A 15,428-nucleotide genomic window follows, 5' to 3' on the forward strand; every position below is an offset into this window, starting at 1 on the left:
GATGATAGTGATTTGCATATAAGGTTCAATCGCGGGTGATTTCAACGACCACTCGGTTCAGCTACAGAGGGCGCAGCTACTGGGCTGCAGACAGATGTAAATTTTGTAAATGCGATCGGTTCTCGAATGAGTCAGCTCGCTTTACGCCTGTATTCCAAGCGCTCTAAGCTGCCGGTATGAACCTGATTCTTCTCAATTGCGACATGGGCGAGGGCTTCGGCGCCTGGCGCATGGGCGACGACCGACTGGCCATGCCGCTGATCGATCAGGCCAACCTGGCCTGCGGTTTTCATGCCGGTGATCCGCTGATCATGGCGCGTAGCGTCGAGCTGGCGGTGGCGCATGGCGTGAGTGTCGGCGCGCATCCGTCCTATCCCGACCTGCAAGGCTTTGGCAGGCGGCACCTGCAGTGCTCGCCGGAGGAGGTGCGCGCGCTGGTGCTGTATCAGATCGGCGCGCTGGATGCCTTCTGCCGCGCGGCTGGCTGCCAGCTGGCCTACGTCAAACCGCACGGCGCGCTGTACAACGATCTGGTTCGAGACGATGCGCTGCTGATGGCGGTGCTCGATGCCTGCGCCAGCTACCGCAAGGGCCTGCCGCTGATGGTGTTGGCGCTGGCCGACAACGCTCGTGAGCTGCGCCTGGCCGACGAGGCCGACGTGCCGCTGATGTTCGAGGCGTTTGCCGATCGCGCCTATCTGTCGGATGGGCAGCTTGCGCCACGCCGCCTCGCTGGCGCAGTGCACCAGGACCCCGAGCGCATCCTCGCCCAGGCCCTGGCCATTGCCCGTGGCGAGCCCTTCGCCGATATCGACGGCAAGCCGCTGCGTCTGCGGGCCGATAGCCTGTGCGTGCATGGCGACAACCCCGAGTCGCTGGCGGTGTTGCGCCGTTTGCGCGCCTGCCTGGACGCGCTCTAAGGGATCAGGCGGGCTGCCAGTCCAGGGTTAGCGCTTCCTGCCAGGCAAAGCGTTCGAAGTGGCTGGCGACCACGCCTTGCAGGCGCTGCAGGTCCTCGCTGCTTGCGCTTTGCACCTGCAGGCGCAGGCCGCGATCCTCGGCACTCAAGGTCGCCAGGCCGGCGCCGAACTCGATGCGCCCCTGTTGTTCGTCGAAGCTGACCGGGATCTTGTGCGCGAAGTGCTTGCACAGCCGGCTGATATAGCGCGCCGGCGCGTCGGTGGCGACGAAGGCGCTGCTGCTGAATGGGTTCATGAAAAATTCCTCTGGGTTTCCAGCGTTCGGAGCGGCCACCTGAGCGGCCGCGCGGTTCAGTACGCCAGGGTGAAACGCTGGCGGATATGTTGCGGTTTTTCGACTTCGTCGATCAGCGCCACGGCCAGATCGGCGACCGAAATGCTGCCAGGCTCGTCACCGTTCATCAGCAGTTCGTCATGGCCCAGGCGGAACTTGCCGGTGCGCGGTCCTGGAACGAGCTGGGCGGCCGGCGAGAGAAAGGTCCACTCCAGCGCCTGCTCGTCCCGCAGCATGTTAAGTGCCTGGCGCGCGCCTTCGGCACCTTCCTTGTATTCGGCGGGAAAGCCTGGGGTATCGATCAGTTGCACCCCGGGGGCGACGTACAGACTGCCAGCGCCACCGACCACCAGTAGGCGTTTGACGCCAGCCTGCTTGCTCGCGGCAATGATCGCGCGGCTGCCGGCGATGAACTGCTCGCGAATATCCGCGACACTCCAGCCCGGGTTGAACGCGCTGATCACAGCGTCATGCCCGCGTAATTGCTCGGCCAGCTCCGCGCTGTCCTGAACGTCTGCCTGGACGGCGGTGAGGTGCGGGTGTGCACCGAGTTTCTGTGGGTGGCGCGCCAGGGCCGTGACCTGATGTCCGCGCTCCAGCGCTTCCTGCAGCAGCGGGGCGCCGACATAGCCGGTGGCGCCGATCAGAGCGATCTTCATGAGTTCGTTCTCGAAGGGTTGAGGGTGGACACATGATCGCTGCTGGATAAAGACCGGAAAAAGTGGCTTTATGCACTTGGATAATTAAGCGGAGCTTCATAATGGAGCAGCTCAAACGCATGGCCCTGTTCGCCACGGTGGTGGAAAAAGGTTCGATGGTGGCCGCGGCAGAAGCGCTGGGCATGACGGCTTCGGCAGTCAGTCAGCAGATCCGCCGCCTGGAGGAGGCCACCGGCGTCAGCCTGCTGCATCGCACCACGCGCAAGCTGACCCTGACCGAAGCGGGCGCCGCGTTCTACGACAGCTGCCGGCAGATCGTCGAGCTGGCTCAGCAGGCTGAACAGCGGCTGGCCGAACAGCGTGACGCGCCGGTAGGAGAGTTGCGTGTCGCCGCGCCGGTGGGGTTTTCCGGGCCCATGCTGTGCGAAGCACTGGCTCCGCTGCTCAGCGCTCATCCGGGCTTGAGCCTGAGCCTGTTCTTTCAGGACGAGCAGATCGATCTGATCGAGTCTCGAATCGACCTCGCCATCCGCGTCGGCAACCAGGAAGATTCCAGTCTGATCGCCCGTCACGTGACCGACTGGCGCATGCTGTTATGCGCGGCGCCGGCTTACCTGGCCCGCGCCGGTGTGCCGGTCGAACCGCAGCAATTGTTCAGGCTGGACTGGATCGGCCTGCATCTGGAGCGCAGCCAGCACCTCACCCTGCATGGCCCCGGCGGGGCGCAGCAACGCCTGCGCCTGGAGACGCGCATCAGCTGCAACAACATCCTGGCCGCGCGTCAGTTCACTCTGGCGGGCATGGGCGTTTCGTTGCAGCCCGAGCCGGAAATCCGTGAATTGCTGACTCGCGGCGAGCTCCTGGCGCTGCTGCCGGACTGGCAGCTGGAGCCTTTCGGCCTGTATATCGTCACCCCGCGCCGCGATGCGCAACCGGCCAAGGTACGCTATGCCATCGAAGCGCTCAGGCGTCATCTGGTCAGCGCATGATGATCGACAGTCGGCATCCGCCACTTTGTCGGTTCTCGCCCTGCCTGGCCGTAGCTCGCGAGCCTTTGAACAGGTTCCTGGCTGTGCGAGGATGGTCGCCAATCAATCTCTCCGTCAGAAAGGACCCGTGATCCACACCGATGAAGACGCCCAAACGTATTGAACCCCTGGTCGAGGATGGCCTGGTGGACGAGGTGCTGCGACCGCTGATGAGCGGCAAGGAAGCAGCGGTCTACGTGGTGCGCTGTGGCGACGAGCTGCGTTGCGCCAAGGTCTACAAGGAAGCCAACAGGCGCAGTTTCCGCCAGGCATCCGAATACCAGGAGGGGCGCAAGGTGCGGGGTAGCCGCCAGGCGCGGGCCATGGCCAAGGGCAGCAAGTACGGGCGCAAGGAGCAGGAGCAGGCCTGGCAGAACGCCGAAGTCGCGGCGCTGTTCCGCCTGGCCAATGCCGGCGTGCGAGTGCCCAAACCCTACGATTTTCTCGATGGCGTGCTGCTGATGGAGCTGGTGGACGATGGCGAGGGCGACGTCGCACCTCGGCTCAATGACGTCGACCTGCACCCGGACGATGCCCGCGAGTTCCACGCCTTCATGATCCAGGAGATCGTCAAGATGCTCTGCGCCGGCCTGGTGCATGGCGACCTGTCAGAATTCAACGTGCTGCTCGGCGCAGACGGTCCGGTGATCATCGACCTGCCGCAGGCGGTGGACGCTGCCGCCAACAACCACGCCTTCAGCATGCTCGAACGGGACGTGCGCAACATGGCCGAGTACTTCGGCCAGTTCGCCCCAGAGCTGAAGTACACCAAGTACGCCAAGGAAATGTGGGCGCTTTACGAGGCCGGCAAGCTGCAGCCCGATACGCCACTGACCGGCGAGTTCGCCGAACCTGAGGACGCGGCCGATATCGACGCGGTGATGCGCGAGATCAAGGCTGCGCTGGCCGAAGAGGCGAAGAAGCAGGCGCTACGCAACGCCGAGGACGAACCCAAGGACGCCGAGCCGACGCCGCCCTGGATGCGTTGAAAGCTTTTGACGGGCTCCGCTCCGTAGGGTGTCGTGCGCACCCTCCTCACACGACGCCCCGGGGCATTAGAACTGGGCGCCACTGACGTAGGGCGGGTGCAACCCGCCATTGTCGGTCTGGCGGGTTTCACCCGTCCTACGGCTGACGGTGCGACGAACACTCCGCCGCGCCGCAGCTCACGCCTTGTTCGATTCCCTTCAGAATCGGGCAGTCAGGCCGGTCATTGCCCTGGCAACTGTTCGCCAGCTCCACCAGCGTGTCGCGCAGGGCACTCATCTCGGCGATCTTGCGCGAAAGCGTGGCGATATGCCCCTCGGCCAGCGCCTTCACATCGGCACTGGCGCGTTGCTTGTCCTGCCACAGGGCAAGCAGCTTGCCGACTTCCTCCAGCGAAAAGCCCAGATCCCGTGCCCGCTTGATGAACGCCAGGCGGTGCAGATCGCCGGCGTTGTACTGCCGATAGCCACTTTCCGTGCGCCCGGCATGCGGCAGCAGGTCGATGGATTCGTAGTAGCGGATCATCTTGGCACTCAGGCCGGTGTGCCTGGCGGCTTGGCCGATGTTCATGCGCGTGGTCTCCAGCGATTGAGCAGCAGTGCGTTGCTCACCACGCTGACGCTGGACAGCGCCATGGCGGCGCCAGCGAATATGGGGTTGAGCAGGCCGGCGGCGGCCAGCGGGATGCCGATCAGGTTGTAGATGAAGGCCCAGAACAGGTTCTGGCGGATCTTGGCGTAGGTGCGCCGGCTGATGTCCAGCGCGGCCGGCACCAGGCGCGGGTCGCCGCGCATCAGGGTGATGCCGGCGGCATGCATGGCCGCGTCGGTGCCGCCGCCCATGGCGATACCGACGTCCGCAGCCGCTAGGGCCGGTGCGTCGTTGATGCCGTCGCCGACCATGGCCACGGTACCCTGCTGGCGCAGTTCGCCAACCAGGCGGGCCTTGTCGGCCGGCAGCACCTGCGCATGAGGTTCGTCGATCCCCAGCGTGCTGGCGACCGCCGCGACACTGCCCTGGTTGTCGCCGCTGATCAGGTGGCTGGTAATGCCCTGTGCACGCAGTTCGGCGATGGCGTCGGCCGCACCTTCCTTGAGCTGATCACCGAAGGCCAGCAGGCCGAGCAGGCGAGGGGCGTTGCCGGTTTCGATCAACCAGGACAGGGTGCGCCCCTGCGCTTCCCAGGCCTTTGCCGATTCGGCCAGTGCACCAGCCTGCAGATGGTTTTCTTGCAGCAGGCGGCTGCTGCCCAATTGCAAAGAACGGCCCTCGACCTCGCCAGCGATGCCGCGACCGGCCAGCGCTCGGCTCTCACTCAGCGTTGGCAGGCCGATGTGCTGTTCCGCGCAGCGCTGCAGCACGGCCTTGGCCAGAGGATGTTCGCTGCCCTGCTGCAGGCCGCCGGCCAGGCGCAGCAATTCCTCTTCGCTGGCCTCGCCCAGGCCGACGTGGACGATGCGTGGTTTGCCTTCGGTGAGGGTGCCGGTCTTGTCGAAGGCGATGTGCTGAACGGCGTGGGCGACTTCCAGCGCCTCGGCATCCTTGATCAGGATGCCGTGACGCGCGGCGACGCCGGTGCCGGCCATGATCGCGGTCGGCGTGGCCAGGCCCAGGGCGCAGGGGCAGGCGATTACCAGCACGGCGACGGCATTGAGCAGGGCGCCTTCCAGCGAGGCGCCGAGCGCCAGCCAGGCCAGCAGCGTGGCCAGGGCGACCAGCAGCACCGTGGGGACGAACACCTGGCTGACCTTGTCTACCAGCTTCTGGATCGGCGCCTTGGCCGCCTGGGCGTCCTCAACCAGGCGTATGATGCGTGACAGCACGGTTTCCGCGCCCAGGGCGGTGGTCTCCAGCAGCAGGCGACCTTCGCCGTTGATAGCGCCGGCGGTGACCTTGTCGCCCGGCTGCTTGGCTACCGGCAGGCTTTCGCCGCTGATCAGTGCTTCGTCTGCATGGCTGTGGCCCTCCAGCACCTGACCGTCGACCGGGAAGCGCTCGCCGGGCTTGACCAAGATGCGGTCGCCCAGCGCCAGGGCGTCGATGCCGACGCGCTCCTCGCGGCCCTCCAGCAGGCGTACCGCGTGGTCCGGGCGCAGGGCCTGCAATGCGCGAATGGCACTGGCGGTCTGGCGTTTGGCGCGGCTTTCCAGATACTTGCCGAGCAGGATCAGGCTGATGATCACCGCCGAGGCTTCGAAGTACAGGTGCGGCATCTGCCCGGCCGGCGTCACGGCCCATTGATACAGACTCAGGCCGTAACCGGCGCTGGTGCCGATTGCCACCAGTTGATCCATGTTGCCGGCACGGGCCTTCAGCGCCTGCCAGGCCGCGCGATAGAAGCGTGCGCCGAAGGTGAACTGCACCGGCGTGGCCCGCAGGAACTTCGCCCGGGCCGGCAACATCCCGTACAGGCCGAACGGCTCGACCAGCATCGGCAGCACCAGCGGCAGGGTCAGGGTGATGGCAGCCAGCAAGGTCAGGCGCTCACGCTGCAAGCGGCGCTGCCCCTGATCGCTGACCTGGCGCTCGCCAAGCAGCTGCGCCTGGTAGCCGGCAGTGACAACCGCCTGCACCGCCAGCTGCGGGTCGAAACCGGCGAGCACCTGCAGGCGAGCCTTCTCGTCGGCGAGATTGACGGCGACCTGGCTGATGCCCGGCACCTTGTTCAGAGCGCGCTCGATACGACCCACGCAACTGGCGCAGGTCATGCCTTCGATGCCCAGTTCCAGAGGCTGGCTGGGCACGCCGTAACCGGCGCCTTCGATGGCGGCGATCAGCTGCGGCAGGCTGTCGGCAGGTGCTTCGATGCGCGCTTGTTCGTTGGCCAGGTTGACGCTAGCGCCGGTCACCTGCGGCAGCTTGCGCAAGGCGCGTTCGACACGGCCGGCACAGCTGGCGCAGGTCATGCCCTGGATCGGCAGGTCGTAGGTGGTCATGGTTCGGCTCCCTGTAACGGCATGGCTACAGGATCAACCTTGACCCCATGGTAAGGTCAAGCCTTCAATTCAGCGCAGGCGCGGCATGCAGTCGCAGGCCGTCGCTGCCCATGGCGATGCGGTAACGGCGCACTTCGCCGGCAAGAAGCTCCAGCGATTGTCCGTTCAACTGGGTGATGCCGTTCTGGCATGGGCCGGTGCCGGTCAGGCCGAGACGCAGCGAGACCTTGCCCGGCGGCAGGTTGAAGGAAACCGACTGGCCCTGGTACAGGCGTGCGGCCAGCTGATCGTGCACATACAGCGCCACTTCGCAGGTGGTCGCCACCTCCAGGCGCTCGCGCGAAACGATCAGCACCGCGTAACCCTCGCCCTGTGTCGTGGAAGGTAGCGGGGCCAGTGGGTCGGCCAGTGCCAGAGGCGCCAGCAACAAGGCGAAGGCAGAAAACAACAGGCGCATGACGAGGGTCCTCTTGCAGAAGCCGGAGTGGCAAGACTTGACCTTGCCATCGTGGCAAGGTCGAGACTACACCCATCTTCCATCGGTTCAAGGAGTCAGCAGATGCAACAGTTCAAGGTTAGCGGAATGTCATGCGGTCATTGCGTGCGTGCCATCACCCAAGCGATCCAGGCGCTGGATCAGGCGGCCAGGGTCGAAGTCGATCTGGCCGCGGGGCTGGTACATGTGAAGGGCAGTCTGGACGCCGCGCAGATTCAGGCCGCGATCCGTGAAGAGGGCTATGAGGTTGTGTCCGCGTAGGACCCGGGCCGGCTAAGAACCTGTTTTTGCCTTGCATTGCTCTAGCTCGCGAGACTTTGAACAGGCTCTAAGGCCACTGCCGCAGCAGACCGCGAAAGCAGCTGTCGATCATGGCCGGGGTGTCGGTCTGGGCATCGAACAGATTGGGATCGCGCAGCCAGTCGCTGAAAAGCCCGACGATCAGCGCGTGCAGCGTGCGCGAGGCCAGGCGCGGGGTGATGCCCGGCTGCAGATGCGCTTGCACCGTCGGCAGGGCGAACTGCTGCTGGCACAGGTCGATGAACTGATTGACGAAGGTTTCGTGGCGCTCTTCGGCCTCGCGTAGTTCTTCGGTGAACTCGCAGCGGCGTAGCAGCACGGTGAGGATACGCCGTCGCTGTTCATCCAGCACCAGATTGGCCATGGCCTCGATGCACAGATCGCGCAGCAACTGCAGCGATGACAGGCCGTCGACGGCAGCCAGTTGCTGAGCCAGCGGCTCCAGCGGCAGGCGTACCTGGTTGAGCATTTCGTGGAACAGATGTGCCTTGTTCTGGAAGTGCCAATAGACCGCCCCGCGAGTCACCCCGGCATGCCGGGCGATGTGCTCCAGGCTGGTATGGGCGACGCCACGCTCGAGGAACAATTGTTCCGCAGCGGCGAGGATGGCGCAGCGGGTTTTCTCTGCATCTTCTTTGGTTCTACGCATGGCGATCCGGCTAATTGGAGCTAGGCTCGATTGTACCGATTATGCCCGCCTGCTGGTGGCGCGCTTCTTTGTGCGGCTTCTGCTCTGCGTCTAGCCAAGGAGAGGGATGCATCATGTGGTTCGTTCGCCTGGATCGTTTCTGCCTGTCCGCAACGCTTATTTTCACCCTCGGTGCACAGGCCGCCGACGCGCCGCCCACGGCGGTGACGGTCGAACAGGCCAAGGTCGGCGACTTGCCTATCGTGCTGGAGTATCCCGCGCGGACCGCCGGTTATCGTGAGGTGCAGGTCAGGGCCCAGGTCGGCGGCATCCTGCAGGAGCGCACCTATCAGGAAGGCAGCCGGGTGCAGAAGGATCAGGTGCTGTTTCGCATCGACCCGCGCCCCTATCAGGCTGCCCTCGCGCGGGCCAAGGGTGCGCTGGCACAGGAGCAGGCGCGTTTCCGGCAGACCGATCGCGACCTCAAACGCATCCGTGAACTGCAGAAGAAGGGCTTTGCCAGCGAGAGCGAGCTGGACAATGCCATCTCCAATTTCGAGCAGAGCAAGGCCAATATCGAGGCGGCCCAGGCCGAGGTGCAGTCGCGCCAGATCGACCTCGATTACACCACGGTGAAGGCGCCGATCACCGGTATCACCAGCAAGGAAAGCGTCTCCGAAGGCAGTCTGATCGTCGCCGGCGACCCCAGCGCCAGCCTGCTCACGCAGATCACCCAGCTCGATCCGATCTTCGTCAACTTCGCCTACCCGGATGCCGAGGCAGAGCGCCTGCGTCGCGAGCTGTCCGAGGGCAGCCTGGTGCCGCCGGCCAGCGGCAAGCTGAATGTGGAGGTGCATTTCGGTGATGGTTCGGCGTATCCGACGGCGGGTGAGGTGGACTTCACCGACAGCCTGATCGACCGCGGCACCGGCACCGTCAGCGCCCGTGGCGTGGTGCCCAACCCCGAGCAGAAACTGCTGCCGGGGCAGTTCGTACGGGTGCAGGTCAAAGGCCTGACCCGCCCCAATGCCATTACCGTGCCGGAGCGCGCCGTCGCCCAGGGGCCACGCGGTACTTTCGTCTACGTCGTCGACGATCAGAACGTCGCGCGCATGCGTCAGGTCGCCACGGGCGACACCGCAGGTGGGCGCTGGTTGATCCTTTCCGGGGTCAGCGATGGTGAGCGGGTGATCGTCGACGGCCTGGCCAAGGTGCGGCCGGACAGCCCGGTCAAGGTCGAGGAGGCGCAGGCAGCCAAGCCCGCCAGCCAGGCGCAGGAGTAACGGCCATGATCTCGCGCTTCTTCATCGACCGTCCGGTGTTCGCCACCGTTATCTCCATCGTCGTCGTGCTCGCCGGGTTGGCCGCGATGCGTGCGCTGCCCATCGCCCAGTATCCGGAAATCCTGCCGCCGCAGGTGTCGGTCAGCGCCTCCTATCCCGGCGCCAGCTCGCAGGTTATCGCCGAAACCGTGGCGGCGCCGCTGGAGCAGGAGATCAACGGCGTCGAGAATATGATCTATCAGCTGTCGAACTCCTCCAGCAGCGGAGCGATGAGCCTGACGGTGTACTTCGAGGTCGGCACCGATCCGGACCAGGCCACCATCAACGTCAACAACAAGGTGCAGGCGGCGCTGGCCAAGCTGCCGGAAGAAGTACGCCGCCAGGGCGTCAAGGTGGAGAAGAAGTCCTCGGACATCCTCCAGGTGATCACTCTGTACTCGCCGGATGACTCACGCGACCCGATCTTCATCAGCAACTATGCGCTGATCAACGTCATCGACGAACTCAAGCGCCTCAAGGGCGTGGGCGATGCCAGTCAGTTCGGCTCCAAGGACTACTCCATGCGCATCTGGCTGCGCCCGGACAAACTGGCGCAGTACAACCTCACCCCCACCGATGTGGTGAACGCCATCCGCGAGCAGAACTCGCAGTTCGCCGCCGGCAGCTTCGGCCAGCAGCCGCTCAAGGAACCGCAGGACTTCACCTACACGGTCACCACCCAGGGCCGCTTCACCGACCCCAAGGAGTTCGAGAGCGTCATCCTGCGCACTGACGACACCGGCGCCAGCCTGCTGCTCAAGGACGTGGCGCGGGTCGAACTGGGGGCGCAGGATTACTCGCTGGTCACCACCCTCAATGGCCAGCAGAACGCCGCCTTCGGCATCTACCTGCAGCCCGGCGCCAATGCGCTGGACACCGCCGAAGCGGTCGAGCGCACCATGCAGCGCCTGAGCCAGCGCTTCCCCGAGGGCATCGCCTACAAGATCCCCTACGACACCACCAAATTCGTCCAGGTCTCCATCGAGGAGGTGATCCACACCTTCTTCGAGGCGCTGGTACTGGTGGTGCTGGTGGTGTTCATCTTCCTGCAGAACTGGCGCGCCACGCTGATTCCGGTGCTGGCGATTCCGGTGTCGCTGGTCGGCACCTTCGCCGGCATGTACATGCTGGGATTCTCCATCAACCTGCTGACCCTGTTCGGCATGGTGCTGGCCATCGGCATCGTGGTGGACGACGCCATCGTGGTGATCGAGAACGTCGAGCGGGTCATGCGAACCGAACATCTCAACGCGCGGGATGCCTCGATCAAGGCCATGGAAGAGGTCACCGGGCCGATCATCGCCATCGTTCTGGTGCTCTGCGCCGTATTCGTGCCGGTGGGCTTTCTCGGCGGCCTGGCGGGACAGATGTACAAGCAGTTCGCGATCACCATCGCGGTCTCGGTGGTGATTTCCGGCATCGTCGCCCTGACCCTGTCGCCCGCGCTCTGCGCGCTGCTGCTCAAGCCCGGCCACCACGAGCCGGCTGCGCCGTTTCGCGCCTTCAACCGCTTCTTCGAAAAGGCCACAGAGGGCTACGGCGCCGGCGTGAGCTTCTTCCTCAAGCGCTCGCTGATCGGCCTGTTGCTGTTCGGCGGGATGATCGCGCTGATCATGCTGCTGTTCGCACGGGTGCCGGGTTCCCTGGTGCCCGACGAGGATCAGGGCTACGTGATCAACGCCTATTACCTGCCGCCGGCGGCCTCGCTCAATCGCACCGAGGCGTTGAGTGGCGCGGTGACCCAGCAATTGATGGAGCACCCGGCGGTGCAGGACGTGGTGACCTTTGCCGGTTTCGACGTGCTCACCTTCGGCGTGCGCAGCAACGCCGGGGTGTCCTTCGTGCCGCTCAAGGACTGGAGCGAGCGCACCACCGATGAACTCGATGCGCGCAACCTGACGCGCGAGTTCATGGGCATGGGCGCCGCGCAGAAGGACGGCCTGGTGTTGTCGTTCAACCCGCCGCCGATCACCGGCATGAGCACCACCGGTGGTTTCGAGTCCTACATCCAGGACCGCTCCGGTGGCAGCGTCGAGCAGCTCGGCGAGAAGGTACAGGCCTTCGTCGAGGCCGCCAGCAAGCGACCTGAGCTAGCCGGTGTGCAGAGCACCTTCAGTGCCAACGTGCCGCAGTACTACATCGACCTGGACCGCACCAAGACGCGTGCTCTGGGCGTCAGTGTCAGTGACGTGTTCACCGCCATGCAGGCGACCTTCGGCAGTTACTACGTCAACGATTTCACCCTCTACGGGCGCACCTGGCAGGTCAGTTTGCAGTCCGAATCGGAGTTCCGCCGCAAGCCGGAAGATCTCGGCCAGGTTTACGTGCGCTCCAGCGGTGGCGATCTGGTGCCGCTGTCGACCCTGCTGCGGGTGCGGCGCATCCTCGGCCCGGATTCCTACGACCGTTTCAACGTCTACCCGTCGGCTAAGGTGCTCGGTGGCCCGGCGCCGGGCTACAGCTCCGGGCAGGCGCTTGCGGCGATGCAGGAGGTGGCCGATGAGGTGCTCGGCGAGGATTACAGCCTGGGTTGGATCGGCTCGGCCTATCAGGAGCTGGCCACGCAGGGCTCGGGCGCCCAGGCCTTCGTCTTCGGCCTGATCCTGGTATTCCTGATCCTGGCGGCGCAATACGAGCGCTGGACGCTACCGCTGGCGGTGGTCACCGCCGTGCCCTTCGCGGTGTTCGGGGCGATTCTCGCGGTGTGGCTGCGCGGCATTCAGAACGACGTGTACTTCCAGGTCGGCCTGGTCACCCTGATCGGCCTGGCGGCGAAGAACGCCATTCTCATCGTCGAGTTCGCGGTGATGCTGCGTGCCGAAGGCAAGGGCATTTTCGACTCGGCGCTGGAGGCGGCCAAGCTGCGTTTCCGCCCCATAGTGATGACTTCGCTGGCGTTCATTCTCGGTTGCGTGCCGTTGGCCATCAGCTCTGGCGCCGGCTCGGCCAGCCGGCATTCCATCGGCACCGGGGTGATCGGCGGCATGCTCGCCGCCACGCTATTGGCCACGTTCCTGATCCCGATGTTCTACCTGCTGGTAGAGTCGGCCGCCCAGCGTGTGAGTCGACGCGGCAAGACGAAGGAGGCAGAACCGCATTGATATTTACGCGGGCCGTCGTTCGGCGGCCCGCGCTTTCGCAAGCAGCTGGTCGGTGAGAAGATTAGCCGGCTAACAATAGTCCGGACTGTTCATGAACCTGCGAACCCTGCTGATTCTGGGCGCGCTATGCGCCTTCGGCCCTCTGGCCATCGATTTCTATCTGCCGAGTTTCCCCACCCTGGCCCAGCAGTTCGGCACCGATGTCGAGCATATCCAGCTGTCGCTGGCGGCCTATTTCGTCGGCATCGCCATCGGCCAGCTGTTCTACGGGCCGCTGGCGGATCGTTTCGGTCGCCGCGTGCCGCTGCTGGTCGGGGTCGCCCTGTTCACCGTGGCATCGCTGGCCTGCGCCCTGGCGCCTAACCTGGAATGGCTGGTGGCCGCGCGTTTCGTGCAGGCCCTGGGCGGCTGCGCTGGTATGGTCATCACCCGCGCCGTGGTGCGCGATCTGTGCGACCCACTGGCTTCGGCCAAGGTGTTCTCGCAACTGGTGCTGGTGATGGGGCTGGCGCCGATTCTCGCGCCTCTGGGCGGCGGCTTGCTGCTCAATACACTGGGCTGGCCTGCGATCTTCCATAGCCTGGCGATCTTCGCCGGACTGTGCCTGCTGGCCGTACTGCTCTGGCTTCCGGAGACGCGCCCGAAGGATCTGCAGCCGGCGCCGCTGACGGGTGCCTTCGGCCAATACCGCGCACTGCTGGGCAATGCGCCGTTCATGGGCTACAGCCTGGCCGGTGGCGTCGCCATGGCTGGCATGTTCGCCTACATCGCCGGCTCGCCCTTCATCTTCATCGAACTGTACGGCGTGCCGGCCGAGCACTATGGTTGGCTGTTCGGCAGCAACGCCGCGGGCTTCGTGATCATGGCGCAGGTCAACGCGCGTCTGGTGCGCAACGGCGGCCCGGCGCGGTGGCTGCGGCGCATGGTGCTGGTGTACCTGGCCAGCGGTCTGAGCCTGCTGGCGCTGGCGTTGTGGCAGCCGGCGCAGCTGTGGCCGCTGCTGATTCCGCTGTTCATCTGCGTCGCCAGCCTCGGCTGCGTGCTGCCCAACGCCACGGCCTGCGCCATGGCCGGGCAGGGCCGTCATGCCGGCAGCGCTTCCGGACTGCTGGGCAGCATGCAGTTCAGCGTGGCGGCCGGCGCGTCGGCGCTGGTGGCCTACCTGCATGATGGCTCGGCCATGCCCATGGCGCTGGTGATCGCTCTGTGCGGCGCTGCCGCCTGTGGTTTTGCCTGGTGGAGCAAGCGCTTCGCGGTCTGACCCGGCGCGTTACAGGCGGGCTGCCTTGAAAGTGTCGCAACGTCCCGGCTGACCGCTCTCGAAACCGGTACTGAACCAGCGCACGCGCTGCTGCGAAGTGCCATGGGTGAAGGCATCCGGCACCACCTGGCCGCGCGCCTGCTTCTGCAGGCGGTCATCGCCGATGGCGCTGGCGGCATTCAGCGCCTCTTCCAGGTCACCGGCCTCCAGCCAGTCATGCCGACGCTGCGCGTGATGCGCCCAGACTCCGGCCAGGCAGTCGGCCTGCAACTCCTGACGCACCAGCAGGCCACCATCGCCCTCGACGCGTTCGCCGCGCTGGCGCGCCGCATTGACCTTGGCCGACACGCCCAACAGCGTCTGCACGTGATGGCCGACTTCATGAGCGATCACGTAGGCCTGGGCGAAGTCGCCGGCAGCGGAGAAGCGCTGCTCCATCTCGCGGAAGAATGCCATGTCCAGATACACGCGCTGATCGCCAGGGCAGTAGAAGGGGCCGACCGCCGAGCTGGCGAAGCCGCAGGCGGAATCGACGCCACCGGAGAACAGCACCAGTTGCGGATCGCGATACTGCTGGCCAGCCTGCTGGAACAGCTCGCGCCAGGTGTCCTCGGTGTCGCCGAGAATGGCGCGGACGAACTCGCTCTGCTCGTCGTTGGCTGGCGGTGCGCTTTGTGTCTGCGCGACCTGTGGCAGGGTGGCCTGGCCGGCGATCTGGCCGAGGATCTGCAGCGGGTCCTGCCCGGTCAGCAAGCCGAAGATGACGATCAGCGCGACGCCGCCGAGGCTCAGGCCGCCACCGAGGCGCCTGCCGGAACGGCCGCGCGCGTCCACCACGTTGTCACTGCGTCTACCGCGTTGCCAGCGCATGGCTGCACTCCCAGGTTACTGATCGCTGCAGTGTAGCTGCCTTGGCGCCGACTCAGTTGGCCGGGTAGTTGCTAAGCAGTTGGTCCTGGCGCTCGCGATCCAGGCCGATCACCTGATAGGCATCGACACGGTCGCCATATTCCATGCCCGGCGAGCCCATGGGCATGCCGGGTACGGCGGCACCGATCAGGTCTGGGCGTTGACGCAGCTTGAGAATGTCTGCGGCCGGTACGTGGCCCTCGACGAACTTGCCGTCGATCACGCCGGTGTGACAGGAGGCCAGGCGCGGCGGCACGCCAAGCTTCTGCTTGACGGCGCTCATGTCGGCCTCGACATGGTCGTTGACGGTGAAGCCATTGTCCTGCAGGTGGCTGATCCAGGCCTTGCAGCAGCCGCAATTGGCGTCGCGATGCACATCGATGGTCAGCGGCTCGCTGGCGTGCGCCAGGCCGGAGAAGAGGAAGAGGGCGAGCAGGGAACGACGCATGGCAAGGCTCCAGATTAACCAGCGCCCAGCATAGCGCCGCGACAGGCACGGCCCAAGTGCTTGCGACCGGCGGCGCTACGTGGCATCCAGCGCGAGCCA

At 65.4% G+C, this 15,428-nt stretch carries 15 protein-coding genes; 7 read left to right on the forward strand and 8 right to left on the reverse strand.

The window, feature by feature from the left end:
* Positions 1-176: 176 nt before the first annotated feature.
* Complete coding sequence (locus B3P22_RS18610) at positions 177-920, forward strand: 5-oxoprolinase subunit PxpA (RefSeq protein ID WP_296272051.1); 744 nt, start codon at positions 177-179, stop codon at positions 918-920.
* Between the two features lie 4 nt (positions 921-924).
* On the opposite strand, the gene B3P22_RS18615 is transcribed toward B3P22_RS18610, so the two are convergent.
* Positions 925-1,215, reverse strand: a complete 291-nt coding sequence (locus B3P22_RS18615) for a DUF2218 domain-containing protein (RefSeq protein WP_296272052.1) — start codon at positions 1,213-1,215, stop codon at positions 925-927.
* Positions 1,216-1,271: 56 nt separating this feature from the next.
* Positions 1,272-1,913: an NAD(P)-dependent oxidoreductase gene (locus B3P22_RS18620; protein ID WP_296272054.1), complete on the reverse strand. Its 642-nt coding sequence runs from the start codon at positions 1,911-1,913 to the stop codon at positions 1,272-1,274.
* A 101-nt stretch (positions 1,914-2,014) separates the two neighbouring features.
* Here B3P22_RS18620 and B3P22_RS18625 point away from each other — a divergent pair, with 101 nt between their 5' ends.
* The gene (locus B3P22_RS18625) at positions 2,015-2,902 is read left to right on the forward strand and encodes a LysR family transcriptional regulator (protein WP_296272056.1); all 888 of its coding nucleotides are present in this window, start codon (positions 2,015-2,017) and stop codon (positions 2,900-2,902) included.
* A gap of 140 nt (positions 2,903-3,042) precedes the next feature.
* Entirely contained in the window at positions 3,043-3,930 is an 888-nt protein-coding gene (locus B3P22_RS18630; RefSeq protein ID WP_296272057.1) for a PA4780 family RIO1-like protein kinase, read from the forward strand.
* 136 nt (positions 3,931-4,066) lie between these two features.
* Here the strand turns inward: B3P22_RS18630 and cueR are convergent, their stop codons facing one another.
* From cueR to B3P22_RS18645, 3 genes are all read right to left on the reverse strand, one after another.
* Entirely contained in the window at positions 4,067-4,498 is a 432-nt protein-coding gene (cueR, locus tag B3P22_RS18635) for a Cu(I)-responsive transcriptional regulator (protein ID WP_296272059.1), read from the reverse strand.
* On the reverse strand, positions 4,495-6,864 hold the full coding sequence (locus B3P22_RS18640) for a heavy metal translocating P-type ATPase (protein WP_296272060.1): 2,370 nt from the start codon (positions 6,862-6,864) through the stop codon (positions 4,495-4,497). The genes cueR and B3P22_RS18640 overlap by 4 nt, the downstream gene beginning before the upstream one ends.
* 64 nt (positions 6,865-6,928) lie before the next feature.
* Positions 6,929-7,321 (reverse strand): hypothetical protein, encoded by a 393-nt coding sequence (locus B3P22_RS18645; RefSeq protein WP_197857598.1) that lies wholly within the window; start codon positions 7,319-7,321, stop codon positions 6,929-6,931.
* 102 nt (positions 7,322-7,423) lie between these two features.
* Between B3P22_RS18645 and B3P22_RS18650 the strand changes: the two genes are divergently transcribed.
* Positions 7,424-7,621, forward strand: coding sequence for a heavy-metal-associated domain-containing protein (locus tag B3P22_RS18650; RefSeq protein WP_296272063.1), 198 nt, complete (start codon positions 7,424-7,426; stop codon positions 7,619-7,621).
* A 67-nt stretch (positions 7,622-7,688) separates the two neighbouring features.
* On the opposite strand, the gene B3P22_RS18655 is transcribed toward B3P22_RS18650, so the two are convergent.
* Positions 7,689-8,309 carry a TetR family transcriptional regulator gene (locus B3P22_RS18655; protein ID WP_197857596.1) on the reverse strand — a complete coding sequence of 207 codons (621 nt, stop codon included), beginning with the start codon at positions 8,307-8,309 and terminating at the stop codon, positions 7,689-7,691.
* Positions 8,310-8,422: 113 nt separating this feature from the next.
* Between B3P22_RS18655 and B3P22_RS18660 the strand changes: the two genes are divergently transcribed.
* The 3 genes from B3P22_RS18660 (at position 8,423) to B3P22_RS18670 (ending at position 13,972) form a co-directional block, all read left to right on the forward strand.
* Complete coding sequence (locus tag B3P22_RS18660) at positions 8,423-9,571, forward strand: efflux RND transporter periplasmic adaptor subunit (protein WP_296272065.1); 1,149 nt, start codon at positions 8,423-8,425, stop codon at positions 9,569-9,571.
* Positions 9,572-9,576: 5 nt separating this feature from the next.
* Complete coding sequence (locus B3P22_RS18665; RefSeq protein WP_296272067.1) at positions 9,577-12,711, forward strand: efflux RND transporter permease subunit; 3,135 nt, start codon at positions 9,577-9,579, stop codon at positions 12,709-12,711.
* A 91-nt stretch (positions 12,712-12,802) separates the two neighbouring features.
* Entirely contained in the window at positions 12,803-13,972 is a 1,170-nt protein-coding gene (locus B3P22_RS18670) for a Bcr/CflA family multidrug efflux MFS transporter (RefSeq protein ID WP_296272069.1), read from the forward strand.
* 9 nt (positions 13,973-13,981) lie between these two features.
* Here the strand turns inward: B3P22_RS18670 and ypfJ are convergent, their stop codons facing one another.
* Positions 13,982-14,842, reverse strand: a complete 861-nt coding sequence (gene ypfJ / locus B3P22_RS18675; protein ID WP_296272070.1) for a KPN_02809 family neutral zinc metallopeptidase — start codon at positions 14,840-14,842, stop codon at positions 13,982-13,984.
* Positions 14,843-14,894: 52 nt separating this feature from the next.
* A complete protein-coding gene (locus B3P22_RS18680; RefSeq protein WP_296272071.1) occupies positions 14,895-15,329 on the reverse strand; it encodes a DUF411 domain-containing protein in 435 nt (144 codons plus the stop codon).
* Positions 15,330-15,428 lie beyond the last annotated feature (99 nt).

Origin of the sequence: Pseudomonas sp. UBA6323 (assembly GCF_002439135.1) — a bacterium.
In the GTDB taxonomy this organism is placed as follows: domain Bacteria; phylum Pseudomonadota; class Gammaproteobacteria; order Pseudomonadales; family Pseudomonadaceae; genus Aquipseudomonas.

Coding starts and splice junctions, on each gene's coding strand:
- B3P22_RS18620 (WP_296272054.1), bottom strand. CDS start 1,913: ATGAAGATCGCTCTGATCGGCGCCACCGGCTATGTCGGCGCCCCGCTG.
- cueR (WP_296272059.1), bottom strand. CDS start 4,498: ATGAACATCGGCCAAGCCGCCAGGCACACCGGCCTGAGTGCCAAGATG.
- B3P22_RS18665 (WP_296272067.1), top strand. CDS start 9,577: ATGATCTCGCGCTTCTTCATCGACCGTCCGGTGTTCGCCACCGTTATC.
- ypfJ (WP_296272070.1), bottom strand. CDS start 14,842: ATGCGCTGGCAACGCGGTAGACGCAGTGACAACGTGGTGGACGCGCGC.
- B3P22_RS18645 (WP_197857598.1), bottom strand. CDS start 7,321: ATGCGCCTGTTGTTTTCTGCCTTCGCCTTGTTGCTGGCGCCTCTGGCA.
- B3P22_RS18625 (WP_296272056.1), top strand. CDS start 2,015: ATGGAGCAGCTCAAACGCATGGCCCTGTTCGCCACGGTGGTGGAAAAA.
- B3P22_RS18660 (WP_296272065.1), top strand. CDS start 8,423: ATGTGGTTCGTTCGCCTGGATCGTTTCTGCCTGTCCGCAACGCTTATT.
- B3P22_RS18615 (WP_296272052.1), bottom strand. CDS start 1,215: ATGAACCCATTCAGCAGCAGCGCCTTCGTCGCCACCGACGCGCCGGCG.
- B3P22_RS18640 (WP_296272060.1), bottom strand. CDS start 6,864: ATGACCACCTACGACCTGCCGATCCAGGGCATGACCTGCGCCAGCTGT.
- B3P22_RS18680 (WP_296272071.1), bottom strand. CDS start 15,329: ATGCGTCGTTCCCTGCTCGCCCTCTTCCTCTTCTCCGGCCTGGCGCAC.
- B3P22_RS18670 (WP_296272069.1), top strand. CDS start 12,803: ATGAACCTGCGAACCCTGCTGATTCTGGGCGCGCTATGCGCCTTCGGC.
- B3P22_RS18655 (WP_197857596.1), bottom strand. CDS start 8,309: ATGCGTAGAACCAAAGAAGATGCAGAGAAAACCCGCTGCGCCATCCTC.
- B3P22_RS18650 (WP_296272063.1), top strand. CDS start 7,424: ATGCAACAGTTCAAGGTTAGCGGAATGTCATGCGGTCATTGCGTGCGT.
- B3P22_RS18610 (WP_296272051.1), top strand. CDS start 177: ATGAACCTGATTCTTCTCAATTGCGACATGGGCGAGGGCTTCGGCGCC.
- B3P22_RS18630 (WP_296272057.1), top strand. CDS start 3,043: ATGAAGACGCCCAAACGTATTGAACCCCTGGTCGAGGATGGCCTGGTG.